The following is an 18,848-nucleotide window of genomic DNA, read 5'->3' as shown; positions in this document are numbered from 1 at the left end:
ACGCGGTCATTGCCGTCGCCGCCATCGACGGTGTCGTTGCCCTTGCCGCCGCGCAGGCGGTCGTCGCCGGCAAGCCCGTTGATGATGTCATCACCGCGCTCGCCGCGGATCTCTTCGGAAGATGCGGTGCCGTTGATGGTTTCGCTGTTGTCAGTTCCCTTGATGCGGGGCAGTCCCATGGTCGTTTCCTCTTCGCTGTTTTGCGTCAATCGCGAGGATGACAATGGCAAAGTGCCGCTTACAGCGCCGTGACGGCCTGTGTCAGCGAAATGTCAGGTTGCGGAAACCCCCTCCCGCACCAGCTTGTAGGTGATCGAGTCCGACAGGGCCTGGAAGGAGGCATCGACGATGTTGGGCGATACGCCGACCGTGAACCAGCGGTTACCCTTGCCGTCGCGGCTCTCGATCAGTACGCGGGTCGTCGCCCCCGTGCCGCCGTTGAGGATACGGACCTTGAAGTCCACGAGTTCCATGTCGTCGATGAAGCCCTGATACTTGCCGAGATCCTTGCGGAGCGCCACGTCCAATGCGTTCACCGGGCCGTTGCCCTCGCCCGCGTTGAGATAGATGTTATCGTCCACCTTCACCTTGACCACGGCTTCCGACACCATTTCCTTGTCGCGTTCCTCCACGATGACGCGGAAGGAGAGGACGTCGAAATACTTCGGCACCGTACCCAGCGCCCGGCGCGCGAGCAGCTCGAAAGAGGCGTCGGCGCCATCATAGGCATAGCCTTGCGACTCGCGCTGCTTCACGTCGCGCAGCAACGCGTCGAGCCGGGTATCGTCCTTGGCGACTGCAATGCCGATGCGCTGCAGTTCGGCCATGAGGTTGGACTTTCCGGCCTGTCCCGACACCAGAAGATGACGGCGGTTGCCCACCACCTCGGGCCGCACATGCTCATATGTCTCCGGCTCCTTCATGATGGCGGAGGCGTGGATGCCGGCCTTGGTGGCAAAGGCGCTTTTCCCCACATAGGGCGCCTGCTTGTTGGGTGAGCGGTTCAGCAACTCGTCGAAAGCGCGCGCGACCGGGGTCAGCTCGGTGAGGCGCTCGGCGTCGATGCCCGTCTCGAAGCGCGCCGTGTAATAGGGTTTCAGCGCCAGCGTGCCGATGAGCGAGACGAGATTGGCATTGCCGCAGCGCTCGCCGATTCCATTGAGCGTGCCCTGGATCTGCCGCACGCCGGCATCGACCGCAGCCAGTGAATTGGCCACCGCCTGCTCGGTATCATTATGCGCGTGAATGCCGAGATGAGTACCCGGCACCGATTTCGTCACTGTACTGACGATCCCGGACACTTCGGCGGGAAGCGTTCCGCCATTGGTGTCGCACAGCACCACCCAGCGCGCGCCGGCCTTGTAGGCTTCTTCCGCGCAGGCCAGCGCATAGGCCGGGTTCGCCTTGTAGCCGTCGAAGAAATGCTCGCAGTCGATGAGCACTTCTTTCCCCGCGTCCCTTGCAGCCTCGACTGTCTGGCGGATCGACTCGAGGTTTTCCTCATTGGTGCAGCCCAGCGCCGTCTTCACATGATAGTCCCATGACTTCGCCACGAAGCAGGCGGCCTTGGCCCTGGCGTTCAGCACTTGCTGGAGCCCTGCATCGTTCGACACCGAACGGCCCGCTCGCTTGGTCATGCCGAAGGCGGTGAAGGTGGCTTTCGAGGCCCGTTCAGTGGAGAACAGCGCCGTGTCGGTCGGGTTTCCACCGGGATAACCGCCCTCGATGTAGTCGACGCCCAGCTGGTCGAGCAGGCCCATCACCACGAGCTTGTCTTCCAGCGAAAAGTCGACCCCCGGCGTCTGCTGCCCATCGCGCAGCGTGGTGTCGAACAGGTAGATGCGTTCACGAGTCATGTAAGTCCTTTCCCTTCTCCCCTTGCGGGAGAAGGTGGCGCGAAGCGCCGGATGAGGGGCCTTCCCTCAATGCGTCCAGAATTGTCATCATCACAGCATCGAGCGCCTGATGAATATCGCTGTTCCAAAACCTCAGGACACGGAAGCCCTGTGAAACCAGCCACGCGTCACGCGTTTCGTCATGCGCGGATTCGGAATGCTGCCCACCATCGGCCTCGACGATCAGGCGCATTTCGAAACACACGAAGTCCACCACGTACCGGCCGAGCGGAACCTGGCGGCGAAACTTGAAGCTCTCGAAGCGGCGGCCCTTCAGCATGGCCCACAGCTTGCGCTCAGGTTCCGTCATGGCTTTGCGGAGGTGGCGTGCGAACGCCTTCGGCGGCCCCTCACCCGGCCGCTGCGCGGCCACCCTCTCCCGCAAGGGGAGAGGGGAAGGCAGCGCCGTCTCGCCCTTCTCCCCTTGCGGCAGACAGGAAGGAGCTGCTGTCCCTTCCTTCTCCCCTTGCGGGAGAAGGTGGCGCGCAGCGCCGGATGAGCGGTTGCCTGTCACAGCAATCCGTTCCAATGGAGAACGATGTAAATACCCAGCGCCAGCACGATAATCTTGAGCGCGATGTAGCCCAGCCAGCGTTTCGGGAAAGGCAGGCTGTCGTGCCAGGATTTCTTCTCGGGCTCGGTCATCTCTTCACGTCCCAACTGGTGGTGCCGTCCTTGTTGTCCTTGATGGCAATGCCCATCGCGGCAAGTTCATCGCGGATGCGGTCGCTCTCTGCCCAATTCTTCGCCTTGCGGGCTTCGAGGCGGGCGGTGACGAGGGCATCCACGTCTGTCTTGTTAAGACCGAGGATGGCAAGTTCGACAGGCGTCGAAGAGGAGCCTTTGTTTCTCAAGTGAGAGAGCTCACTTGAAAATCCGAGGAACTCCATGCTTGCAGCCAAATTGCTCGCGGCGTCATGAGGATCAGTTTGTGACATCGCTTGCTTGGCAAGGTCATCAACTGCTGTCAGTGTAAGATGAGTGTTCAAGTCATCACAGAGTGGATTGATAACGGAAGAAGGAACAGGAGGAAGCTCTGTTAGATCAACGCCGAGAACGGCCTTCCTCCATGACGCAAGCTTCAGTTTCGCCTCTTGAAAGGCAGTTCTTGTCCAATCAATCGGCTGACGGTAGTGGGTGCGAAGCATCAAGAGGCGTGCCGCCGCGCCATGCCTGGCCTCAAGTAATTCCATTGCGGGTTTGTAGCTCGGATCAGAAACCGGAACATCAGGACGTGACCACTCAAGAACCTCTCGGATAGTCACAAAATTCCCCAGGCTCTTGGACATCTTCTGTCCTTCCACCTGCAGGAAGCCATTGTGCATCCAGACATTCGCCATCACTTGTGTGCCGTGGGCGCAGCGGGATTGGGCGATTTCGTTTTCGTGGTGGGGGAATATGAGATCGAGTCCGCCGCCGTGGATGTCGAAGACCTCGCCCAGATAACGCTTGCTCATGGCCGAGCATTCGATGTGCCAGCCGGGGCGGCCCCTGCCCCATGGGCTGTCCCAGCCCGGTTCTTCAGGTGATGAAAGCTTCCACAGCACGAAGTCCGCGGGGTTCCTCTTGTGGGCCTCGACCGCGATGCGGGCTCCCGCCTGCTGGTCATCCAAATTGCGCTGCGAGAGCGCGCCATAGTCCGGCATCGAGGGCACGCTGAACAGCACCTCGCCTTCCGCCACATAGGCGTGGCCGCGGGCGATCAGCGCCTCGATCATTTCGATCATCTGCCTGATGTTGTCCGTGGCGCGCGGCTGCTCGGTGGGTTCGAGGCAGCCCAGCGCCTTCGCGTCGGCGAAGAACTGGTTCGCGGTCTTCTCCGTCACCCTGCGGATGGCCTCGTTGAGGGGCAGGTCCGGAAAGTCCCTCAACGCGCGAGCGTTGATCTTGTCGTCGACGTCAGTGATGTTGCGGACGTACTCAACTCGTGAGCCATCACTTGCCTTACCCGCTCCGGGGTAAAGGTGTTTCAGCAATCTGTAGAGCACGTCGAAGACGATGACGGGCCGGGCGTTGCCGATGTGGGCGAAGTCATAGACCGTGGGCCCGCAGACATACATGCGCACGTTGTTCCGGTCGATCGGCTCGAACGGCTCCTTGGTGCGGGTCAGGGTATTGTACAGGCGAAGCGTCATGTCGGTCCTCAGGCTTGCCGGCCCGGGAACGCTTTGTCTTGGATTTAGGTCAAGCGGCGCCCTGCCAGCGGATGTGAGCTAGCTGCAAATAATGCCGCAAATGGCGGCGATGGGGCGGATTGCGGTCATTTCGGGCGCACCATGCGTCAGGCCGCCGTTTCCGTCAAGGGTTTGGAGCAAAGCAGGGTTGCCATGCCGTTTCCGGCCTATCGGCGCAGGCGGTGCCCAAGCTAAGGAACCGGAAACGGGCAAATCAATCGTGCCGCAGCAGAACGTGGGACAGGCAGGACTGTGGATGGCGGGCTGGCTGACGGCCACCTTGGCCATGACCATTGCCGGCCGCGAACTGGGCAAGGTCGTCTCAATCTTCGAGATGATGCTGTTCCGCAGCGTCATCGCCACCCTGATCCTCACGCCCATTGTGATGATGAATGGCGGCCTCGTCCAGCGAGTGTCGCAGTTGAAGGTCCACCTGCTCCGCAACACCATCCACTATGCCGGGCAATATGCGTGGTTCTCGGCCCTGTTCCTGATTCCGCTGGCGGAAGTGATCGCCATCGAGTTCACCATGCCGCTGTGGATCGCCATCCTCGCAACGGCCTTCCTGGCCGAGCGGATGTATGGCTACAAGATCGCCGCGCTGGTCATCGGCTTCGCCGGGGTCATCATGATCGTGAAGCCCGGCCTCACCCTCAATCCGGGGCATCTGGTGGCGCTCGCCGCCGCCGTCCTGTTTGCCTGCTCGGTCACCCTCACCAAGTTCATCACCAGGCGGGACACGGCACTGACCGTCATCTTCATGATGTTCGCCATGCAGTCCGTCATGGGCGCCATCCCCGCCTACCTGACATGGACATGGCCGCCGGTTGAAAGCTGGAAGTGGATCGCCGTCATCGCCACCACCGGCACGGTCTCGCATTATTGCCTGTCGAAGGCGATCTCGCTGGCGGATGCGACCGTGGTGATGCCGATGGATTTCCTCCGCCTGCCGCTCACCGCGTTCGCCGGCTGGCTTCTCTATTCCTAGGGGGATCGACATGTGGTCGGTCGCCGGAGCCGTGATGATCCTCGCCGCCAACACCATCAATCTCCTGAAAGCCCGCAGCACATGACCGCCGCCGAACACCGCAATCACCGCGTAGGCCTGTTGCTGGTGGCCGCCGCCGCATTGGCCTGGTCCTCCTCCGGCCTGTTCGTGCGCAACATCACGGCCGATCTCTTCACCATGCTGTTCTGGCGCGGCATCTTCTCCGGCAGCGCCATCTTCCTGCTGTTCGCGGCGATCGAGGGGCGGCGCACGATCAGTGTGCTCATGTCGCTGCGCTGGCCCACCCTTGCCGTGGCGCTGCTCTCAGCCGCTGGCATGATCACCGGCATCGGGGCTTTGAGAAACACGACTGCCGCCGATGCCATGGGCATCTATGCGACGGTGCCCTTCGTGACGGCGGCGCTGGCGTGGTTCGCCATCCGTGAGCGCCCGACGCGGTCGACCATCATCGCCAGCATCGTGGCTTTCGCGGGCGTGGCCGTCATGCTGTGGGGCGCGGGGATGGGCGGCAGCCTGTACGGGCAGTTCCTCGCCGTGCTGATGTCGCTGTCGATGGCGGGCCTGACAACCGTGATGCGCATGCACCGCGATGTGCCGATGCTGCCCGCCATGGCCGCCTCGGGCTGGATCTGTTCGGCTGCTGTCCTCTGGCTGGCGGCACCGCTTTCGGTTTCAGCACCCGACCTCGTGCTCATTGCCCTGTTCGGCGTGCTCCAGAATGCGGCAGGGCTGGCACTCTATACATTCGGGTCGAAGCGCATTCCCGCAGCGGAGGCGACTTTGCTGGCAGCACTCGAAGTGCCATTCACGCCGTTCTGGGTGTTTCTCTTCCTCGGCGAGACGCCATCCATCCAGACTCTCATCGGAGGCGGCATCGTCATGGCCGCACTCTTCGGCCACATCCTGGCCGAGTTCCGGCGGCCGCAGACCGCGGCCACCGAGGTCTTCGTGGGAGCACCATAGCACGCCGCAGCGGATTGACTCAGATGGCCGCCGCCGTCTGACCGAACAGTACGCGGCGCTCCTCATCCGTGATGGGCTTCGAATATGAGGGTTCGACGGCCGCATAGACCTTTCTGACCGCCGGTCTCGCGCCGATGGCCTTGAACCAGCGTAACAGGTGCGGGAAATCGGCAAGGATCTGGCCATGGCGCTCATGCGGCACGATCCACGGGTAGGCCGCCATGTCGGCAATCGAATAGTCCCCGGCGAGAAACTCCCGGTCCGCAAGGCGCTTGTCGAGCACGCCATAGAGACGGTTGGTTTCCTTCACATAGCGGTCGATGGCATAGGGAATCTTCTCGGGCGCATAGATGTTGAAGTGCCCGTTCTGCCCGGCCATGGGGCCAAGGCCGCCCACCTGCCAGAACAGCCACTGCAGTACCTCGGCACGGCCGCGCAGGTCCTTCGGCAGGAACAATCCGGTCTTCTCGGCGAGATAGAGAAGGATGGCGCCCGACTCGAAGAGTGATACGGGCTTGCCACCGTCGGCTGGCGCGTTGTCGACGATCGCCGGAATGCGGTTGTTGGGCGAGATCGCCAGAAACTCCGGCTTGAACTGCGCGCCCTTGCCGATGTCGACGGGGTGGATGCGATAGGCCAAGCCTGCCTCTTCCAGAAAGATCGTGATCTTGTGCCCGTTGGGCGTGGGCCAGTGATATAAATCGATCATTTGAAGCGGCTTTCTGTAATTGACAGGATTACAGATTTAGGAGCCTCCTTCGGGCTCTTCAAGAGCGATTTCTGATCCTGCAACCATTTGCTGGGGCTCGCCCCCTTCACCCGCAGGAACTCGCGGTTGAAGTTCGACTTGGTGTTGAAGCCGCTATCGAGCATGGCGTTGGTCACCGATTGCCCTTCCAGCAAAATGCGGCAGGCGTCCTCGATGCGCTGCCGGTTGATGTAGCGCGAGACATTCTCGCCCTTGATCCGGTTGATGGCGGCGGAGAGCTGCTTTGCCGGAACCGTGAGCTTTCGGGCGAGACGGGCGAGTGTCAGGTCAGGGTCCACGAAGGGCCTCTGCGCAGCAACATAGTCATCGAGCCTTGCGATGATGGCCTGATCGCGGTCGAGATCGGCCTGAGACGGGCTGACATCGTCGGCTGGATCATCGCGCTGGCTCTCGATGGCATGCGACAGGCCAAGCGCCCCAAGGCTGAGCAGCGACAGCGACGAGACGAGGCTCGGCACCCAATGAAGTACGGCATTCTGGCCCATCGCCAGATTGTAGGCGATCAGCACGTCGCAACCGGCGGAGGCAATCAGCGAGACCGCAATGATGCGCCAGGCCAGAAGCGGCGTGGCGCCGCCCTGCAGGCGGCTGTGCGGCAAGCTGTCCTCGCCCTGCCACAAGCGCAGCAGCATGGCCGCGCCATAGCCTGCGAACGACAGCGGGATCAGCACGTCGAGGAGCATCGGGCTAGTCAGCAGGAACACCACCGCCAGCGCCGGTGCAATACCGTGCCAGGCGAGTGTGTGTGATTGCCCCTCGCCGCCCGAAGCCCGCGCAAAGGCAAACCAGGCAATGGGCGGGATAAGGGTCGCGAGGATCGGTTGCAGCGGCCTGATGGCCGTGAACCCATAGTACTGCACGAGCGCGATGATGGCGCTTTGGAGCGCGCAGGCCGCGATCAGCGCCAGCAAGGTGGCATGGGTCTCGCGGGTGACAAGGCGGTGAATCAGAAACCCCAGCAACAGCAGGGCGATGATCATGGGGATGGGGAGGACCGGCATCATTCTCTTCTCGGACTGGAGACCTGTTTAACCTCCTCGATCCGGTTTGGCGCGACCTCAATCCGGTTTGAGGACGTTTTTCGCAGGCCGGCATGGCTCAAGGGTCCGGCAACTCCATGAAAGGACCTTCCATGAAACGCTTCCTGTTTGCACTCGCACTCCTGGCTCCCGTACATGCCGCCTTGGCAGAGGAGGCGCCGGGCCTCATCGCCCAAGAGATTGCCGCTCCCCACCATGGCCGCAAGATGGATCTTGCGGTCTGGTATCCCGCTGAAGGCGGAACGGAGGTACTCTTCGCCGAGAACCCGGTGTTCAAGGGCGGGCTTGTCCGCGAAGGAGCCAGGCCGCGGGCCGGAAAGCACCCGGTCGTGCTGCTGTCGCATGGCATGGGCGGCAGCTTCCTGAGCCTCAACTGGCTTGCCACCGGCCTCGTGTCGCAGGGGGCCGTGGTCGTCGCGGTCAACCATCCGAACGGGAATTTCCGCGACCGGCGCCCCGACAAGATGTTCGATCACTGGACCCGCGCGCAAGACCTGAAGGTGGCGCTGGATCACGTTCTGGCCGACGAGGCGCTTTCTGCCGCAGTCGACCCGTCCCGCATCTACGCGGCCGGATTTTCCTTTGGCGGCTGGACAGTACTGTCCCTTGCTGGCGTCACCGGCAAGCCGGAAGGCAGCGTGGCCTATTGCGCCGCCGCAGGCGAGCGTTCGCATACCTGCACCGACCTGAAGACATTCGGCTTCGATCTCGCAAAGCTCGACCGCACCATGTGGACGGCCAGCTACAAGGACGAGCGCATCCGCGCCGTGGCCGCGATCGATCCAGGCCTCACCTGGGAACTCTCCAGGGAGGATGTCCGCGGCGTCGACCAGTACAAGCTGCTGCTGATCGGCCTCGGCACGGGCGAAGACAGGCTATATGCGACCGACACCAGCTCGGAAGGCTCAGGTTTCGAGGCACTCGTGCCGGATGCGAAGGTCAAGTTGCTGGCGCCGGCCAATCATTTCACCGCCATGCCCCTCTGCAAGCCCGAAGGCGAGGCCCTGCTGGCCGGGGAAAAGGATGATCCCGTCTGTACCGACCCGGCGGGTGGAAACCGCCAGGCCGTCCATGACGAGATCATCGCGCTGATCGCTGGTCACTTCGGCCTGAAGTAAGAAAGCCAATTGGGGCGGCGGAGATTACTCCGCCGCTTCCACCATGTCGTCGTCGTCATGCTTCGGGCGCGACGCCATTTCCTTCTTGATTTCCTCGGCGACGAGGAACGACAGCTCCAGCGCCTGGGCCGCGTTGAGACGCGGGTCGCAGAAGGTATGGTAGCGGTCGTTCAGGTCCTCGTCGCGCAGCGCGCGCAGGCCGCCGGTGCATTCGGTCACGTCCTTGCCGGTCATCTCGACATGGATACCGCCCGCATGGGTGCCTTCGGCCTGATGCACGCCCATGAAGCGGCGCACTTCGCTCAAGACCGACTCGAAAGGCCTCGTCTTGTAGCCGCTCGTCGACTTCACCGTGTTGCCGTGCATCGGATCGCAGGACCAGACCACGACCTTGCCCTCGCGCTTCACCGCGCGGATCAGGTCGGGCAAGTGCTTTTCCACCTTGTCGGCGCCGAAGCGCGCGATCAGCGTGAGGCGTCCCGGCTCATTTTCGGGGTTCAGCGTGTCAATGAGGCGGATGAGTTCGTCAGGCTTCAGCGACGGGCCGCACTTGAGGCCGATCGGGTTCTTCACACCGCGCATGAACTCTACATGGGCATGATCCGGCTGGCGGGTGCGGTCACCGATCCACAGCATGTGGCCAGACGTGGCGTACCAGTCGCCAGAGGTCGAGTCGACGCGGGTCAGCGCCTGCTCATAGCCCAGAAGCAGCGCCTCATGGCTGGTGAAGAAATCGGTGGTGCGGAGCTGCGGAGCCGTGTCGGCATTGATGCCGCAGGCGCGCATGAAGCCCACCGCCTCGGTGATCCGGTCCGAAATCTCCTGATAGCGCTCATAGGCCGGCGAATCCTTGAGGAAGTCGAGCGTCCACTTGTGGACATGCTCGAGGTTCGCATAACCGCCCTGCGCAAAGGCGCGCAGCAGGTTGAGGGTGGCGGCCGACTGCCGGTAGGCCATGATCTGGCGTTCCGGATCCGGACGGCGGGCCTCGAGCGTGGCGTCGGCGCCGTTGACGATGTCGCCGCGATAGATCGGGAGTTCAACGCCGTCGATCACTTCGGTCGGCGAGGAGCGCGGCTTGGCGAATTGCCCGGCAATGCGGCCGACCTTCACCACGGGCTGGCCGCCCGCGAAGGTCAGGACCACCGACATCTGGAGGAAGACGCGGAAGAAGTCGCGAATGTTGTCGGCGGAGTGCTCGGCAAAGCTTTCGGCACAATCGCCGCCCTGCAGAAGGAAGCATTTTCCCTCGGCCACGCGGGCGAGCTTGCGCTTCAGCTTGCGGGCCTCGCCCGCGAAGACCAGCGGCGGGAATCCCGACAATTGCCCTTCGACAGACTGCAGCTTCGCCTTGTCGTCATACTCCGGCACCTGCACGACCGGGAAATGCCGCCAGCTGTCAGGTGTCCAGTTCGTCGCCATCGTCTTTACTCCGACCGGGGCTTGAGCCCCTCACCTTTTGTTAACATGGGAGGCGGTCCTATACACGGACTGTGAAATTGATTCCAGCCCAGACGCCTCGATCAATGAATGGTTAACCTCCACCTGCAATCCTGTCGGAGATTTACGAGGTACGCGGCTCGCAGGACATGCTGGAACTCTTTCAAAAGGCAAGGTGGGATCAGGCCTTCGATTTCCTGTCATCGGGGGACCCCCCGATGATGTTCCGCATCCTTGCGATCAATACGCTGTTCTTCATCCTCTATGTCATCCGCCGCGCCAAGACCCCGCACAAGATGCGTGAATCGACGGCCATGCAGGTTCAGGGCCTTCTCTTGCTGGCAAACTGCCTGATTCTGTTCCAGCGCGACATCCAGTCCTTCATCAGCCGTCTCAGCTGAGGCTTTTCAGGTACTCGCCAAAGGCCACGCCGGCGGATTTGAACGCCAGTTGCCGAGAAACGTCCCAATAGCGCAGGTTGTCCAAGCTGATGGGATCCCCGGTCGCCCCGCAGCGCACATATTCGCCCTCCAGGATCACCTGGAAGTCGGCATCGAGATAACGAATCTTCGCCTCGCGGCGCTGCGGAAGGGTCTGGTTCAGAAAATTCATGGCCTTCAAATAGACCTTCCGGGAATGAAATAGAAGACACTTGGATTGGACGCTGTCCTGCCAATCCCGTATAGAATTGCCCCATGACACATGAAAAACTTCTCGACGCTTATGCCAACCTGACGGTCCATTCCGGCCTGAACATTCAGCACGGCCAGCAACTGCTCATTTCGGCACCACTCGACGCCGTGCCGCTGGTTCGCCGCATTACCGAACATGCCTACAAGGCCGGTGCTTCCCTCGTCACCACGATTTATGCCGACGACGTGACCTCGCTTGCCCGCTACAATTTCGCGCCGGACGATGCCTTCGACACCGCACCCGCATGGCTGTTCAACGGCATGGCGGAAGCGTTCAAGGGCGGTGCCGCGCGGCTGGCCATCGCGGGCGAAGACCCGTCGCTGCTTGCCGGACAGGACCCGCAGAAACTGTCACGCGCCAACAAGGCCCGCTCGCTCGCCTACCGTCCCGCACTTGAACTCATCACTGGCTTTGCCATCAACTGGTGCGTCATTGCCGCCGCAACGCCCGCCTGGGCGAAGTCGGTGTTTCCGGGATTGCCCGAGGCGGAAGCCGTCGCGAAGCTGTGGGACGCCATATTCGCCTGCACGCGGGCCGACCTGCCGGACCCGGTGAAAGCCTGGGAAGAGCATTCCGCCAATCTCGCCCGCCGCACCGCCTTCCTCAACGAGCGCCGTTACCGCGCGCTGAAATACTCAGGCCCCGGCACCGACCTGATGCTGGGACTTGCGGAAGACCATGTGTGGAAGGGCGGTGCTGGCCGCGCACGCAATGGCGTGATCTGCAATGCCAATATCCCGACCGAGGAAGTCTTCACCGCGCCCCACAAGGACATGGTGGACGGCACGGTCTGTTCCTCGAAGCCGCTCTCCTACCAGGGCTCGCTGATCGACGGCATCAAGGTGCGCTTCGAGCGCGGCAAGATCGTCGAGATGACGGCGGCCAAGGGCGAGGACGCCTTCCGCAGCCTGATCTCGACGGATGAAGGTGCCGCCCGCCTCGGCGAAGTGGCGCTCGTTCCGCATTCCTCGCCCATCTCGAAATCGGGCATCATCTTCAACAACACGCTGTTTGACGAGAATGCTGCCAGCCACATTGCGGTCGGGCAGTCCTATACCGAGAACATCCGCGACGCCTCGAAGCGGTCGAAGGAAGAACTGAGCGCACTCGGCGCCAACTCGAGCCTTGTCCATGTCGACTGGATGATCGGCTCGGGCGAACTCGACGTCGAGGGCATCCACGCCGACGGCTCCGCGGAACTCCTGATGCGCAAGGGCGAGTGGGCAGTCTGAATATGGAACCGAACGACAATCCCGAAGATGATCCCAGATGGATCAATCTGCTGCGCGGCGGCACAGTGTGCGCGTCATGCGGACAGGTTCATCAAGGCATATTCGACATCGGGTATGCAGCACCGTATTATTGGGAGGGTGATCCAACGCATGCTAAACTCAAAGACGTCCACGACTTCAATAATTTTCTGACAAGCGACTTCTGTGTGATCAATGGCGAGCATTTCTTCATTCGCTGCATTCTGGAACTTCCGCTTCGCGGGATAGCTGGAGGGTGTTTCGGTTACGGCGTATGGGCATCACTCTCTAAAGCCAATTTCAAGATTTACTTCGAGAGCTTCTCCAGCAATGAGCAAGGAGGCTTTGGACCTTGGTTCGGTTGGTTTTCAAACAGGATTGATGGATACCCGGACACTCTCAAACTGCAGTGTCAGGTGAAGCCTCAGAGCGGAAACACGCGCCCATTGATCGAACTCGACATAGTGGATCATCCACTTGCCGTTGCAAAGCATCAGGGATTGACCTTGGATGAGCTATTCGAAATCTACGCCAGCAGAGGGCATGCATTCGACTAGGCGAATGGATCAGAACAGCCGCCCCTGCTTTGGGCTATCTTCCCTAACCTTCACCTCACCATCGGCGAATTCGATGGTGAGCGCTCGGCCTGGCTTCACGGCGGAAGCAGCGTGAATAGGCTGGCCCTTGTCGTTTCTCACCAGCGCATAGCCACGGCGCAGCGCTGACTTGTAGGACAGCGACTCGGCCAGCTTCGCCACGCTTTCGAAACGCTGGCGGCGGAACTCCACCAGCCGCGTGAGGGCGCGCGCGGCACGCAGGCCTGAGAGGTCGAGCGATTTCCGCTCATTGGCAATGACCGCCTTCAAGGGCGCGAGCGAAAGCCTGGGCGCAATGCGGGCAAGCCTTGCGCCATGCTCGCGGGTGTTGGCTTTCAGTGCCTGCTCCAGACGGCCCGAGGCGGAATCAAACCGCTGGCGTGCCAGGGCCAGCAGTTCATCCGGACGCGGCAGGGCGCGCGCGGATGACTTCACGCGCGTGTTCCTCTCATCCATCAGCCGCCGCACGCCGCCACGCAGCCGCGCATGTTTCGAGGCGATGTCGGCCAAAAGGTCCGCCCGCACCGGCACGGCTTTCTCTGCAGCGGCTGTCGGGGTCGGCGCGCGCAGGTCGGACGCGAAGTCGATCAGCGTCGTGTCGGTCTCGTGGCCCACGGCTGAAATTACCGGGATGAGGCTGGCCGCCGTGGCCCTCACCACGATTTCCTCGTTAAAGCCCCAGAGGTCTTCCAACGATCCACCGCCGCGCGCCACGATGATCACGTCGGGCTTGCGCACCATGGAGTTAAAGCCCTGGATGGCGGCCGCTACCTCCGCCGCGCAGGTTTCGCCCTGCACGCGGACTGGCCAGACCAGCACCTCGCGCGGGAAACGGTCGTTCAGGCGATGCAGGATATCGCGGATGACGGCGCCCGTGGGAGACGTCACCACGCCGATGACGCGCGGCAGATAGGGAATGGGCTTCTTGCGATCCGCATCGAAGAGGCCTTCGGCGGCGAGCATCTTCTTGCGTTCTTCCAGCAACGCCATCAGCGCGCCGACGCCGGCGGGCTCGATGTTCTCGATGACGATCTGGTAGGCTGATTTCTGCGGATAGGAGGTGATCTTGCCGGTGGCGATCACTTCCAGGCCTACCTGCAGTTTCGAGCGCAGCCGCCCGAAACTGCCGCGCCAGATGACCGCGTCGATCTTGGCGCCCTCGTCCTTGATCGCGAAGTAGCAATGGCCCGAGGAATGCGGCCCCCGGAATCCAGAAATCTCGCCCCTCACCCGCACGTGGCCGAAGGTGTCCTCAAGGGTACGCTTCAGGGCATGCGCGATCTCGCTGACCGAATATTCGCCCGCGTTGGACTTCGGCTGCTCGATGATCTCGCCGGTTTCGGGATCGTGGTCCCAGATGGTGGGCATGAAGAAATCCGCGCTTTGATTCCGCGCCATCAAATGCGAGAAGGCGGGCGAAAGCAAGGATTGCGCCCGAGAGGTCTTAACCCCATGAACATTCTCCTCATCGGTTCAGGCGGCCGCGAGCACGCGCTGGCCTGGGCCATTGCCAACAGCCCGCTGTGCGACAAGCTCTTCGTCGCGCCGGGAAACCCCGGAATCGACCAGATTGCCCGCGCCATCGACCTGAAAGTGACGGACCATGCCGCCATCATCGCCTTCTGCAAGGCCGAGGATATCGGCCTTGTCGTAGTGGGACCGGAGGCGCCGCTGGTGGCGGGGCTGGCGGACGATTGCCTTGCCGCCGGACTCAAGATCTTCGGGCCGACGAAATTTGCGGCCCAGCTGGAAGGCTCCAAGGGTTTCACCAAGGACATCTGCGCCCGCTACGGCATTCCGACCGCCGCCTACGGGCGCTTTACGGACGAGGCGTCTGCGCTGGTCTATCTCGACGCCCATGGCGCTCCCATCGTCATCAAGGCGGATGGGCTGGCAGCCGGAAAGGGCGTCACCGTCGCCATGGACATGGAGACGGCACGCGAGGCGGTCACTGACATATTCTCGGGCAAGTTCGGCGCAGGCGAATGCGTGATCGAGGAGTTCCTCGAAGGCGAGGAGGCGAGCTTCTTCGTGCTCACCGATGGCAGGAACGCGCTGCCGCTCGCCACCGCGCAGGACCACAAGCGCGTGGGCGATGGCGACACCGGCCCCAACACCGGCGGCATGGGCGCCTATGCGCCGGCGCCCGTGATGGACGAGGCGATGGTGGCTGACGTCATGCGCACCATTATCGAACCCACCATGAAGGGCATGGCGGAGATCGGCGCGCCTTTTTCGGGCGTGCTGTTTGCCGGGCTGATGATCACGGCTCAAGGCCCCAAGCTGATCGAATACAATGTCCGCTTTGGCGATCCGGAGTGCCAGGTGCTGATGACCCGGTTGAAGAGCGACCTGCTGCCCGCGCTGAAGGCCGCTGCCGATGGCGACCTGTCCGGCATCACGCCGGACTGGAAGGACGAGGTGGCGCTCACCGTCGTGCTGGCTGGAAAGGGCTATCCCGGTACGCCCGCCAGGGGCGGGGTGATCTCCGGCATCGAAAAGGCGGACGCGCTGGCAGGCGTGAAGGTCTTCCATGCCGGAACCGCGCAAAAGGACGGCGCGATCATCGGCAATGGCGGGCGCGTGCTGAATGTCACTGCCACTGGAAAAACCGTGTCCGAAGCCCGCGAACGCGCCTATGCGGCCATCGGCTTGATCGACTGGGCAGACGGCTTCTGCCGCTCCGACATCGGCTGGCGCGCGGTGGCGCGCGAAGAGGCAACGGCCTGATCAGGGCGCGAAGGGCAGCGCATCCGGTTCGGCAGCGGCAAGCTGTTCACTCCCGCTGTCTTCCGTCAGAAGCACTTCATCCGGGAAATCATCGAGATCGATTTCGCCAAAGCCAAGCGCCGGGATCATTGCAAGGCGCACTTCCAGGCCGGACTTGCGCGATCCTTCGTTCTCCGCGACAGGCAAGTCCACAACAGCTGCCATCTGAGCGGCAGGCGGGCTTACTTCTGACTTCCTGATGACAACTGGCGGGCCTTTCGGGGCAAAGCGCAGCGCCTTTGCGTCGGCGCGTGGCTTTGCCACCGATCCCGTTGCCAGCCTGTCAAGCATGGCCAGCGCAGTCTCGCCGCGCCCCTTCGGCCAGGCATTGCCGCCTGCCGCATAGGCTTTGACAAGCGAAGACGGCAGCGGCTCGGGCGCCAGAACGGCAGCCAGTACCGGTGCCTCGGCCTCTGCAACCGGTTCCGCAACCGCTTCGGTTTTCTCTGCACGCAGGCCAAAGGAAATCTCCAGCCGGTCCTTCACGGGGGCCAGCCAGCTTTGCGCCATCACCAGGCGCGGCGCGACAAAGCCGGCATCCGAGCGCAGCACCGGCAAGGCAATTTCGCCTGCGCTCACCACCGGCTCGCCACCGGCGGATGCGACAAGCACTTCGGGCACCGGCGGCGCGATTTCTTCCACCAGCCCGGAGAAGGGCCAAGCGCGCTTCAGTTCCGCTGGCGTCATCGCTGCCACGTTCAAGTCAATGTCTGCAGGCGTGCCGGGCGGGCGATAGGGGCAGGCGCGGCGCGAGCAATTGACCTGCGTGGCAAATTGCCAGAGCGCATAGCTGGTCCAGTTGCCCTTCGGGAAATGCTCGCCGATTTCCGGCTTGTAGCGCGCATACCAGAGGTTCAGCCTCGACAGCAGCGGATAGCGCGCGCGGTTGTCGGCAATGAACTTCGACGTGTTGCCATTGGTGTAGAGCACCGGCCAGCGGCCAAGCCGCTTGTGAATGTGGCCGACGAAAATCTCCGCATCCTCCAGGCTCATCCAGTCGGAAGTATTGTCCTCGATGTCGATGGCGATCAGCTCGTCTGGCTTCGGATCGGCAAAATCGATGAAATGATTGGCCTGGTCGATCGGGTTGCCGGGCCGTGCCAGATGATAGGCGCCCCAGGAAAGCCCCAGCGCCTTCGCCATCATGCGCCGTGTGTGGTAAAGCTCCTTGGCCACCGCAAAGCGCTTCCACAAGGCCTTGCAGAGCCGCGTCTCGGTCTCGGTGCCGGAACATTTGTAGGCGGGCGGCAGGCCGTCTGAAGCCTTGTTGATGAAGCCGGTGATCCGCTTGTCAGTGACCAGTTCGTTCCAGTCGATGGCGTTGTATTCATAGGCATCGATGACAAGCGCGGTATCCGGGCGCTGCCATGGCCGTGAAAAATCGGACGCCAAGGCAGGCGTTGCCACCATGGCGGCGGCCAGCAATCCGAACAGTCGGCGTCTCAATCCCGGCATCAGGCCCCCTGGCTCTCCATCGGCGGAGTGTGGATGATCATGGTTAATGCTTGATTGAAATCCGCTATCGGGCCTTTGGGGCAATCAATGGCCCTCAATGGGGCGGTGGCGCGGCCATTGCAGGGCAGGCGCAGGTGGCGCGATGAAATTCGGCTCAATTGTAAACTGGAAAACAGCAGGGCGCTGGACTAGGTGCTTCAATGCTGAAACCATGAAGACTGGTCTGGAGGAGAACCGAGAATGTATCGCAGCCCCGTTCGTGACATTGCTTTCACGCTCAAGCATGTGGCCGGTGTCGGCCCGGCCATGGAGGCAGGCCAGCTCGGCGACCTGTCGGAAGACCTGCTCGACGCCATTCTCGAAGAGGCCGGAAAATTCGCCTCCGACGAAATCGCCCCGCTCTACAAGGTGGGCGATACGCAGGGCTGCACCGCCAAGGATGGCGTGGTGACGCTGCCCTCAGGCTGGGCCGATCTCTACCGCCGCTGGGCCGCCGGTGGCTGGAACGCCATTTCCGGGCCGGAGGAGTTCGGCGGGCAGGGCTTGCCGCTTTCGCTCAATGCCGCCACGCAGGAAATGTGGAATTCGGCTTCCATGGGCTTTGCGCTCGGACCCATGCTCACCATGGGTGCCATCGAGGCGGTCGAGGCCCACGGCTCGGACTATCTGAAGGAAACCTTCCTCGAAAAGCTGGTCGCCGGCGAATGGACCGGCACGATGAACCTGACCGAGCCGCAGGCAGGCTCCGACCTCAATGCGCTGAAGGCGCGCGCCGAGCCGGCCGGCGATGGCACCTACCGCATCTTCGGCCAGAAGATCTTCATCACCTGGGGCGAGCATGATGCCGCCGACAACATCTGCCATCTGGTGCTGGCGCGCCTGCCCGATGCTCCGGCCGGCACGCGCGGCATCTCGCTCTTCCTCGTGCCGAAATTCCTCGTCAATGCCGATGGCAGCCTCGGCGCGCGCAATGATGCCTTCTGCCATTCCATCGAGCACAAGCTCGGCATCCACGGCTCGCCCACCTGCACCATGATCTTCGGCGACGGCAAGGCGGGTGATGCGCCCGGCGCCATCGGCTGGCTGATCGGCGAGGAGAACCGGGGTCTCGCCTGCATGTTCACCATGATGAACAATGCCCGCCTCAATGTCGGCATCCAGGGCGTCGCCGTGGCCGAAGCCGCCACCCAGCATGCGCTGGCCTATGCGCAAGATCGCCGCCAGGGCAAGGCCGCAGGTTTTGACGGCGAGGGCATGGCCCCCATCATCCACCATGCCGATATCCGCCGCACGCTTCTCACCATGAAGGCGCTGACGCAGGCTGCCCGCGCCATCTGCTATTCCTGCGCCCATGCCATCGACATGGGCCGCTCCGGCGTGGACAACGCCGCCCATTGGCGTGACCGCGCAGGCCTGCTGACGCCCGTTGCCAAGGCCTTCTCGACGGACATTGGCGTCGATGTCGCCTCCATGGGCGTGCAGGTGCATGGCGGCATGGGCTTCATCGAGGAGACCGGTGCCGCCTGCTATCTGCGGGATGCGCGCATCGCACCAATCTATGAAGGCACCAACGGCATCCAGGCGATTGACCTGGTGCAGCGCAAGCTGCCGCTGGGCGGCGGGCAGCAGGTCCACGGCCTGATCGCCGAACTGCGCGGCGATGCGCAGGTCGCGCGC

The 18,848-nt window shown here is 62.6% G+C and carries 18 protein-coding genes and 1 pseudogene; 8 read left to right on the top strand and 11 right to left on the bottom strand.

The genetic code is table 11. The annotated features are described in order from the left end of the window. The 5 genes and pseudogenes from ACEW8Q_RS00710 to cysS form a co-directional block, all read right to left on the bottom strand. Nucleotides 1-179, bottom strand: a 179-nt coding sequence (locus tag ACEW8Q_RS00710) for a calcium-binding protein (protein WP_373502130.1), incomplete at its 3' end; no start/stop codon positions are given. A gap of 93 nt (nucleotides 180-272) precedes the next feature. Next, nucleotides 273-1,856 (bottom strand): citramalate synthase, encoded by a 1,584-nt coding sequence (gene cimA / locus ACEW8Q_RS00705; protein WP_373502129.1) that lies wholly within the window; start codon nucleotides 1,854-1,856, stop codon nucleotides 273-275. Continuing rightward, nucleotides 1,846-2,268, bottom strand: a complete 423-nt coding sequence (locus ACEW8Q_RS00700) for an endonuclease domain-containing protein (RefSeq protein WP_373502128.1) — start codon at nucleotides 2,266-2,268, stop codon at nucleotides 1,846-1,848. The genes cimA and ACEW8Q_RS00700 overlap by 11 nt, the downstream gene beginning before the upstream one ends. A 137-nt stretch (nucleotides 2,269-2,405) precedes the next feature. After that, nucleotides 2,406-2,540: a hypothetical protein gene (locus ACEW8Q_RS00695; protein WP_373502127.1), complete on the bottom strand. Its 135-nt coding sequence runs from the start codon at nucleotides 2,538-2,540 to the stop codon at nucleotides 2,406-2,408. Nucleotides 2,541-2,653: 113 nt separating this feature from the next. Next, nucleotides 2,654-4,042: pseudogene (gene cysS / locus ACEW8Q_RS00690) on the bottom strand (cysteine--tRNA ligase); the annotation flags it as partial. A gap of 247 nt (nucleotides 4,043-4,289) precedes the next feature. Between cysS and ACEW8Q_RS00685 the strand changes: the two are divergent. Continuing rightward, a complete protein-coding gene (locus tag ACEW8Q_RS00685; protein WP_373502126.1) occupies nucleotides 4,290-5,057 on the top strand; it encodes a DMT family transporter in 768 nt (255 codons plus the stop codon). An 81-nt stretch (nucleotides 5,058-5,138) separates the two neighbouring features. Beyond that, complete coding sequence (locus tag ACEW8Q_RS00680) at nucleotides 5,139-6,041, top strand: DMT family transporter (protein WP_373502125.1); 903 nt, start codon at nucleotides 5,139-5,141, stop codon at nucleotides 6,039-6,041. Between the two features lie 19 nt (nucleotides 6,042-6,060). Here the strand turns inward: ACEW8Q_RS00680 and ACEW8Q_RS00675 are convergent, their stop codons facing one another. Together ACEW8Q_RS00675 and ACEW8Q_RS00670 are read right to left on the bottom strand one after the other, a co-directional pair. Beyond that, nucleotides 6,061-6,750, bottom strand: coding sequence for a glutathione S-transferase N-terminal domain-containing protein (locus ACEW8Q_RS00675; RefSeq protein WP_373502124.1), 690 nt, complete (start codon nucleotides 6,748-6,750; stop codon nucleotides 6,061-6,063). Then, entirely contained in the window at nucleotides 6,747-7,814 is a 1,068-nt protein-coding gene (locus tag ACEW8Q_RS00670) for a helix-turn-helix domain-containing protein (RefSeq protein ID WP_373502123.1), read from the bottom strand. The genes ACEW8Q_RS00675 and ACEW8Q_RS00670 overlap by 4 nt, the downstream gene beginning before the upstream one ends. A 128-nt stretch (nucleotides 7,815-7,942) precedes the next feature. Here ACEW8Q_RS00670 and ACEW8Q_RS00665 point away from each other — a divergent pair, with 128 nt between their 5' ends. Further along, a complete protein-coding gene (locus ACEW8Q_RS00665; RefSeq protein ID WP_373502122.1) occupies nucleotides 7,943-8,968 on the top strand; it encodes an alpha/beta hydrolase family protein in 1,026 nt (341 codons plus the stop codon). Nucleotides 8,969-8,992: 24 nt separating this feature from the next. Here ACEW8Q_RS00665 and ACEW8Q_RS00660 read toward each other — a convergent pair whose 3' ends face one another. Continuing rightward, entirely contained in the window at nucleotides 8,993-10,390 is a 1,398-nt protein-coding gene (locus tag ACEW8Q_RS00660; RefSeq protein WP_373502121.1) for a class II 3-deoxy-7-phosphoheptulonate synthase, read from the bottom strand. 236 nt (nucleotides 10,391-10,626) lie between these two features. On the opposite strand from ACEW8Q_RS00660, the gene ACEW8Q_RS00655 reads away from it, so the two are divergent. Beyond that, the gene (locus ACEW8Q_RS00655; RefSeq protein ID WP_373502120.1) at nucleotides 10,627-10,809 is read left to right on the top strand and encodes a hypothetical protein; all 183 of its coding nucleotides are present in this window, start codon (nucleotides 10,627-10,629) and stop codon (nucleotides 10,807-10,809) included. Here ACEW8Q_RS00655 and ACEW8Q_RS00650 read toward each other — a convergent pair. Continuing rightward, a complete protein-coding gene (locus ACEW8Q_RS00650; RefSeq protein ID WP_373502119.1) occupies nucleotides 10,802-11,020 on the bottom strand; it encodes a DUF2093 domain-containing protein in 219 nt (72 codons plus the stop codon). The two genes, ACEW8Q_RS00655 and ACEW8Q_RS00650, sit on opposite strands and share 8 nt — an antisense overlap. Nucleotides 11,021-11,103: 83 nt before the next feature. On the opposite strand from ACEW8Q_RS00650, the gene ACEW8Q_RS00645 reads away from it, so the two are divergent. Both ACEW8Q_RS00645 and ACEW8Q_RS00640 read left to right on the top strand, forming a co-directional pair. Next, nucleotides 11,104-12,333 (top strand): aminopeptidase, encoded by a 1,230-nt coding sequence (locus ACEW8Q_RS00645; protein ID WP_373502118.1) that lies wholly within the window; start codon nucleotides 11,104-11,106, stop codon nucleotides 12,331-12,333. A 2-nt stretch (nucleotides 12,334-12,335) separates the two neighbouring features. Then, nucleotides 12,336-12,908, top strand: a complete 573-nt coding sequence (locus tag ACEW8Q_RS00640) for a DUF2199 domain-containing protein (protein WP_373502117.1) — start codon at nucleotides 12,336-12,338, stop codon at nucleotides 12,906-12,908. Between the two features lie 9 nt (nucleotides 12,909-12,917). On the opposite strand, the gene xseA is transcribed toward ACEW8Q_RS00640, so the two are convergent. Next, nucleotides 12,918-14,315, bottom strand: coding sequence for an exodeoxyribonuclease VII large subunit (gene xseA / locus ACEW8Q_RS00635; RefSeq protein WP_373502116.1), 1,398 nt, complete (start codon nucleotides 14,313-14,315; stop codon nucleotides 12,918-12,920). 84 nt (nucleotides 14,316-14,399) lie between these two features. On the opposite strand from xseA, the gene purD reads away from it, so the two are divergent. Continuing rightward, on the top strand, nucleotides 14,400-15,677 hold the full coding sequence (gene purD / locus ACEW8Q_RS00630) for a phosphoribosylamine--glycine ligase (protein ID WP_373502115.1): 1,278 nt from the start codon (nucleotides 14,400-14,402) through the stop codon (nucleotides 15,675-15,677). On the opposite strand, the gene ACEW8Q_RS00625 is transcribed toward purD, so the two are convergent. Further along, nucleotides 15,678-17,171, bottom strand: a complete 1,494-nt coding sequence (locus tag ACEW8Q_RS00625) for a glycoside hydrolase family 25 protein (protein WP_373502114.1) — start codon at nucleotides 17,169-17,171, stop codon at nucleotides 15,678-15,680. Between the two features lie 240 nt (nucleotides 17,172-17,411). Here ACEW8Q_RS00625 and ACEW8Q_RS00620 point away from each other — a divergent pair. Then, the coding region (locus ACEW8Q_RS00620) for an acyl-CoA dehydrogenase family protein (RefSeq protein ID WP_373502113.1) at nucleotides 17,412-18,848 on the top strand (1,437 nt) is incomplete at its 3' end.

It is taken from the genome of Aestuariivirga sp. (assembly GCF_041738905.1).
Lineage (GTDB): Bacteria > Pseudomonadota > Alphaproteobacteria > Rhizobiales > Aestuariivirgaceae > Aestuariivirga.
The sequence above is the reverse complement of the archived record's forward strand: the minus strand, read 5'-3'. Positions and strand labels throughout refer to the sequence as shown.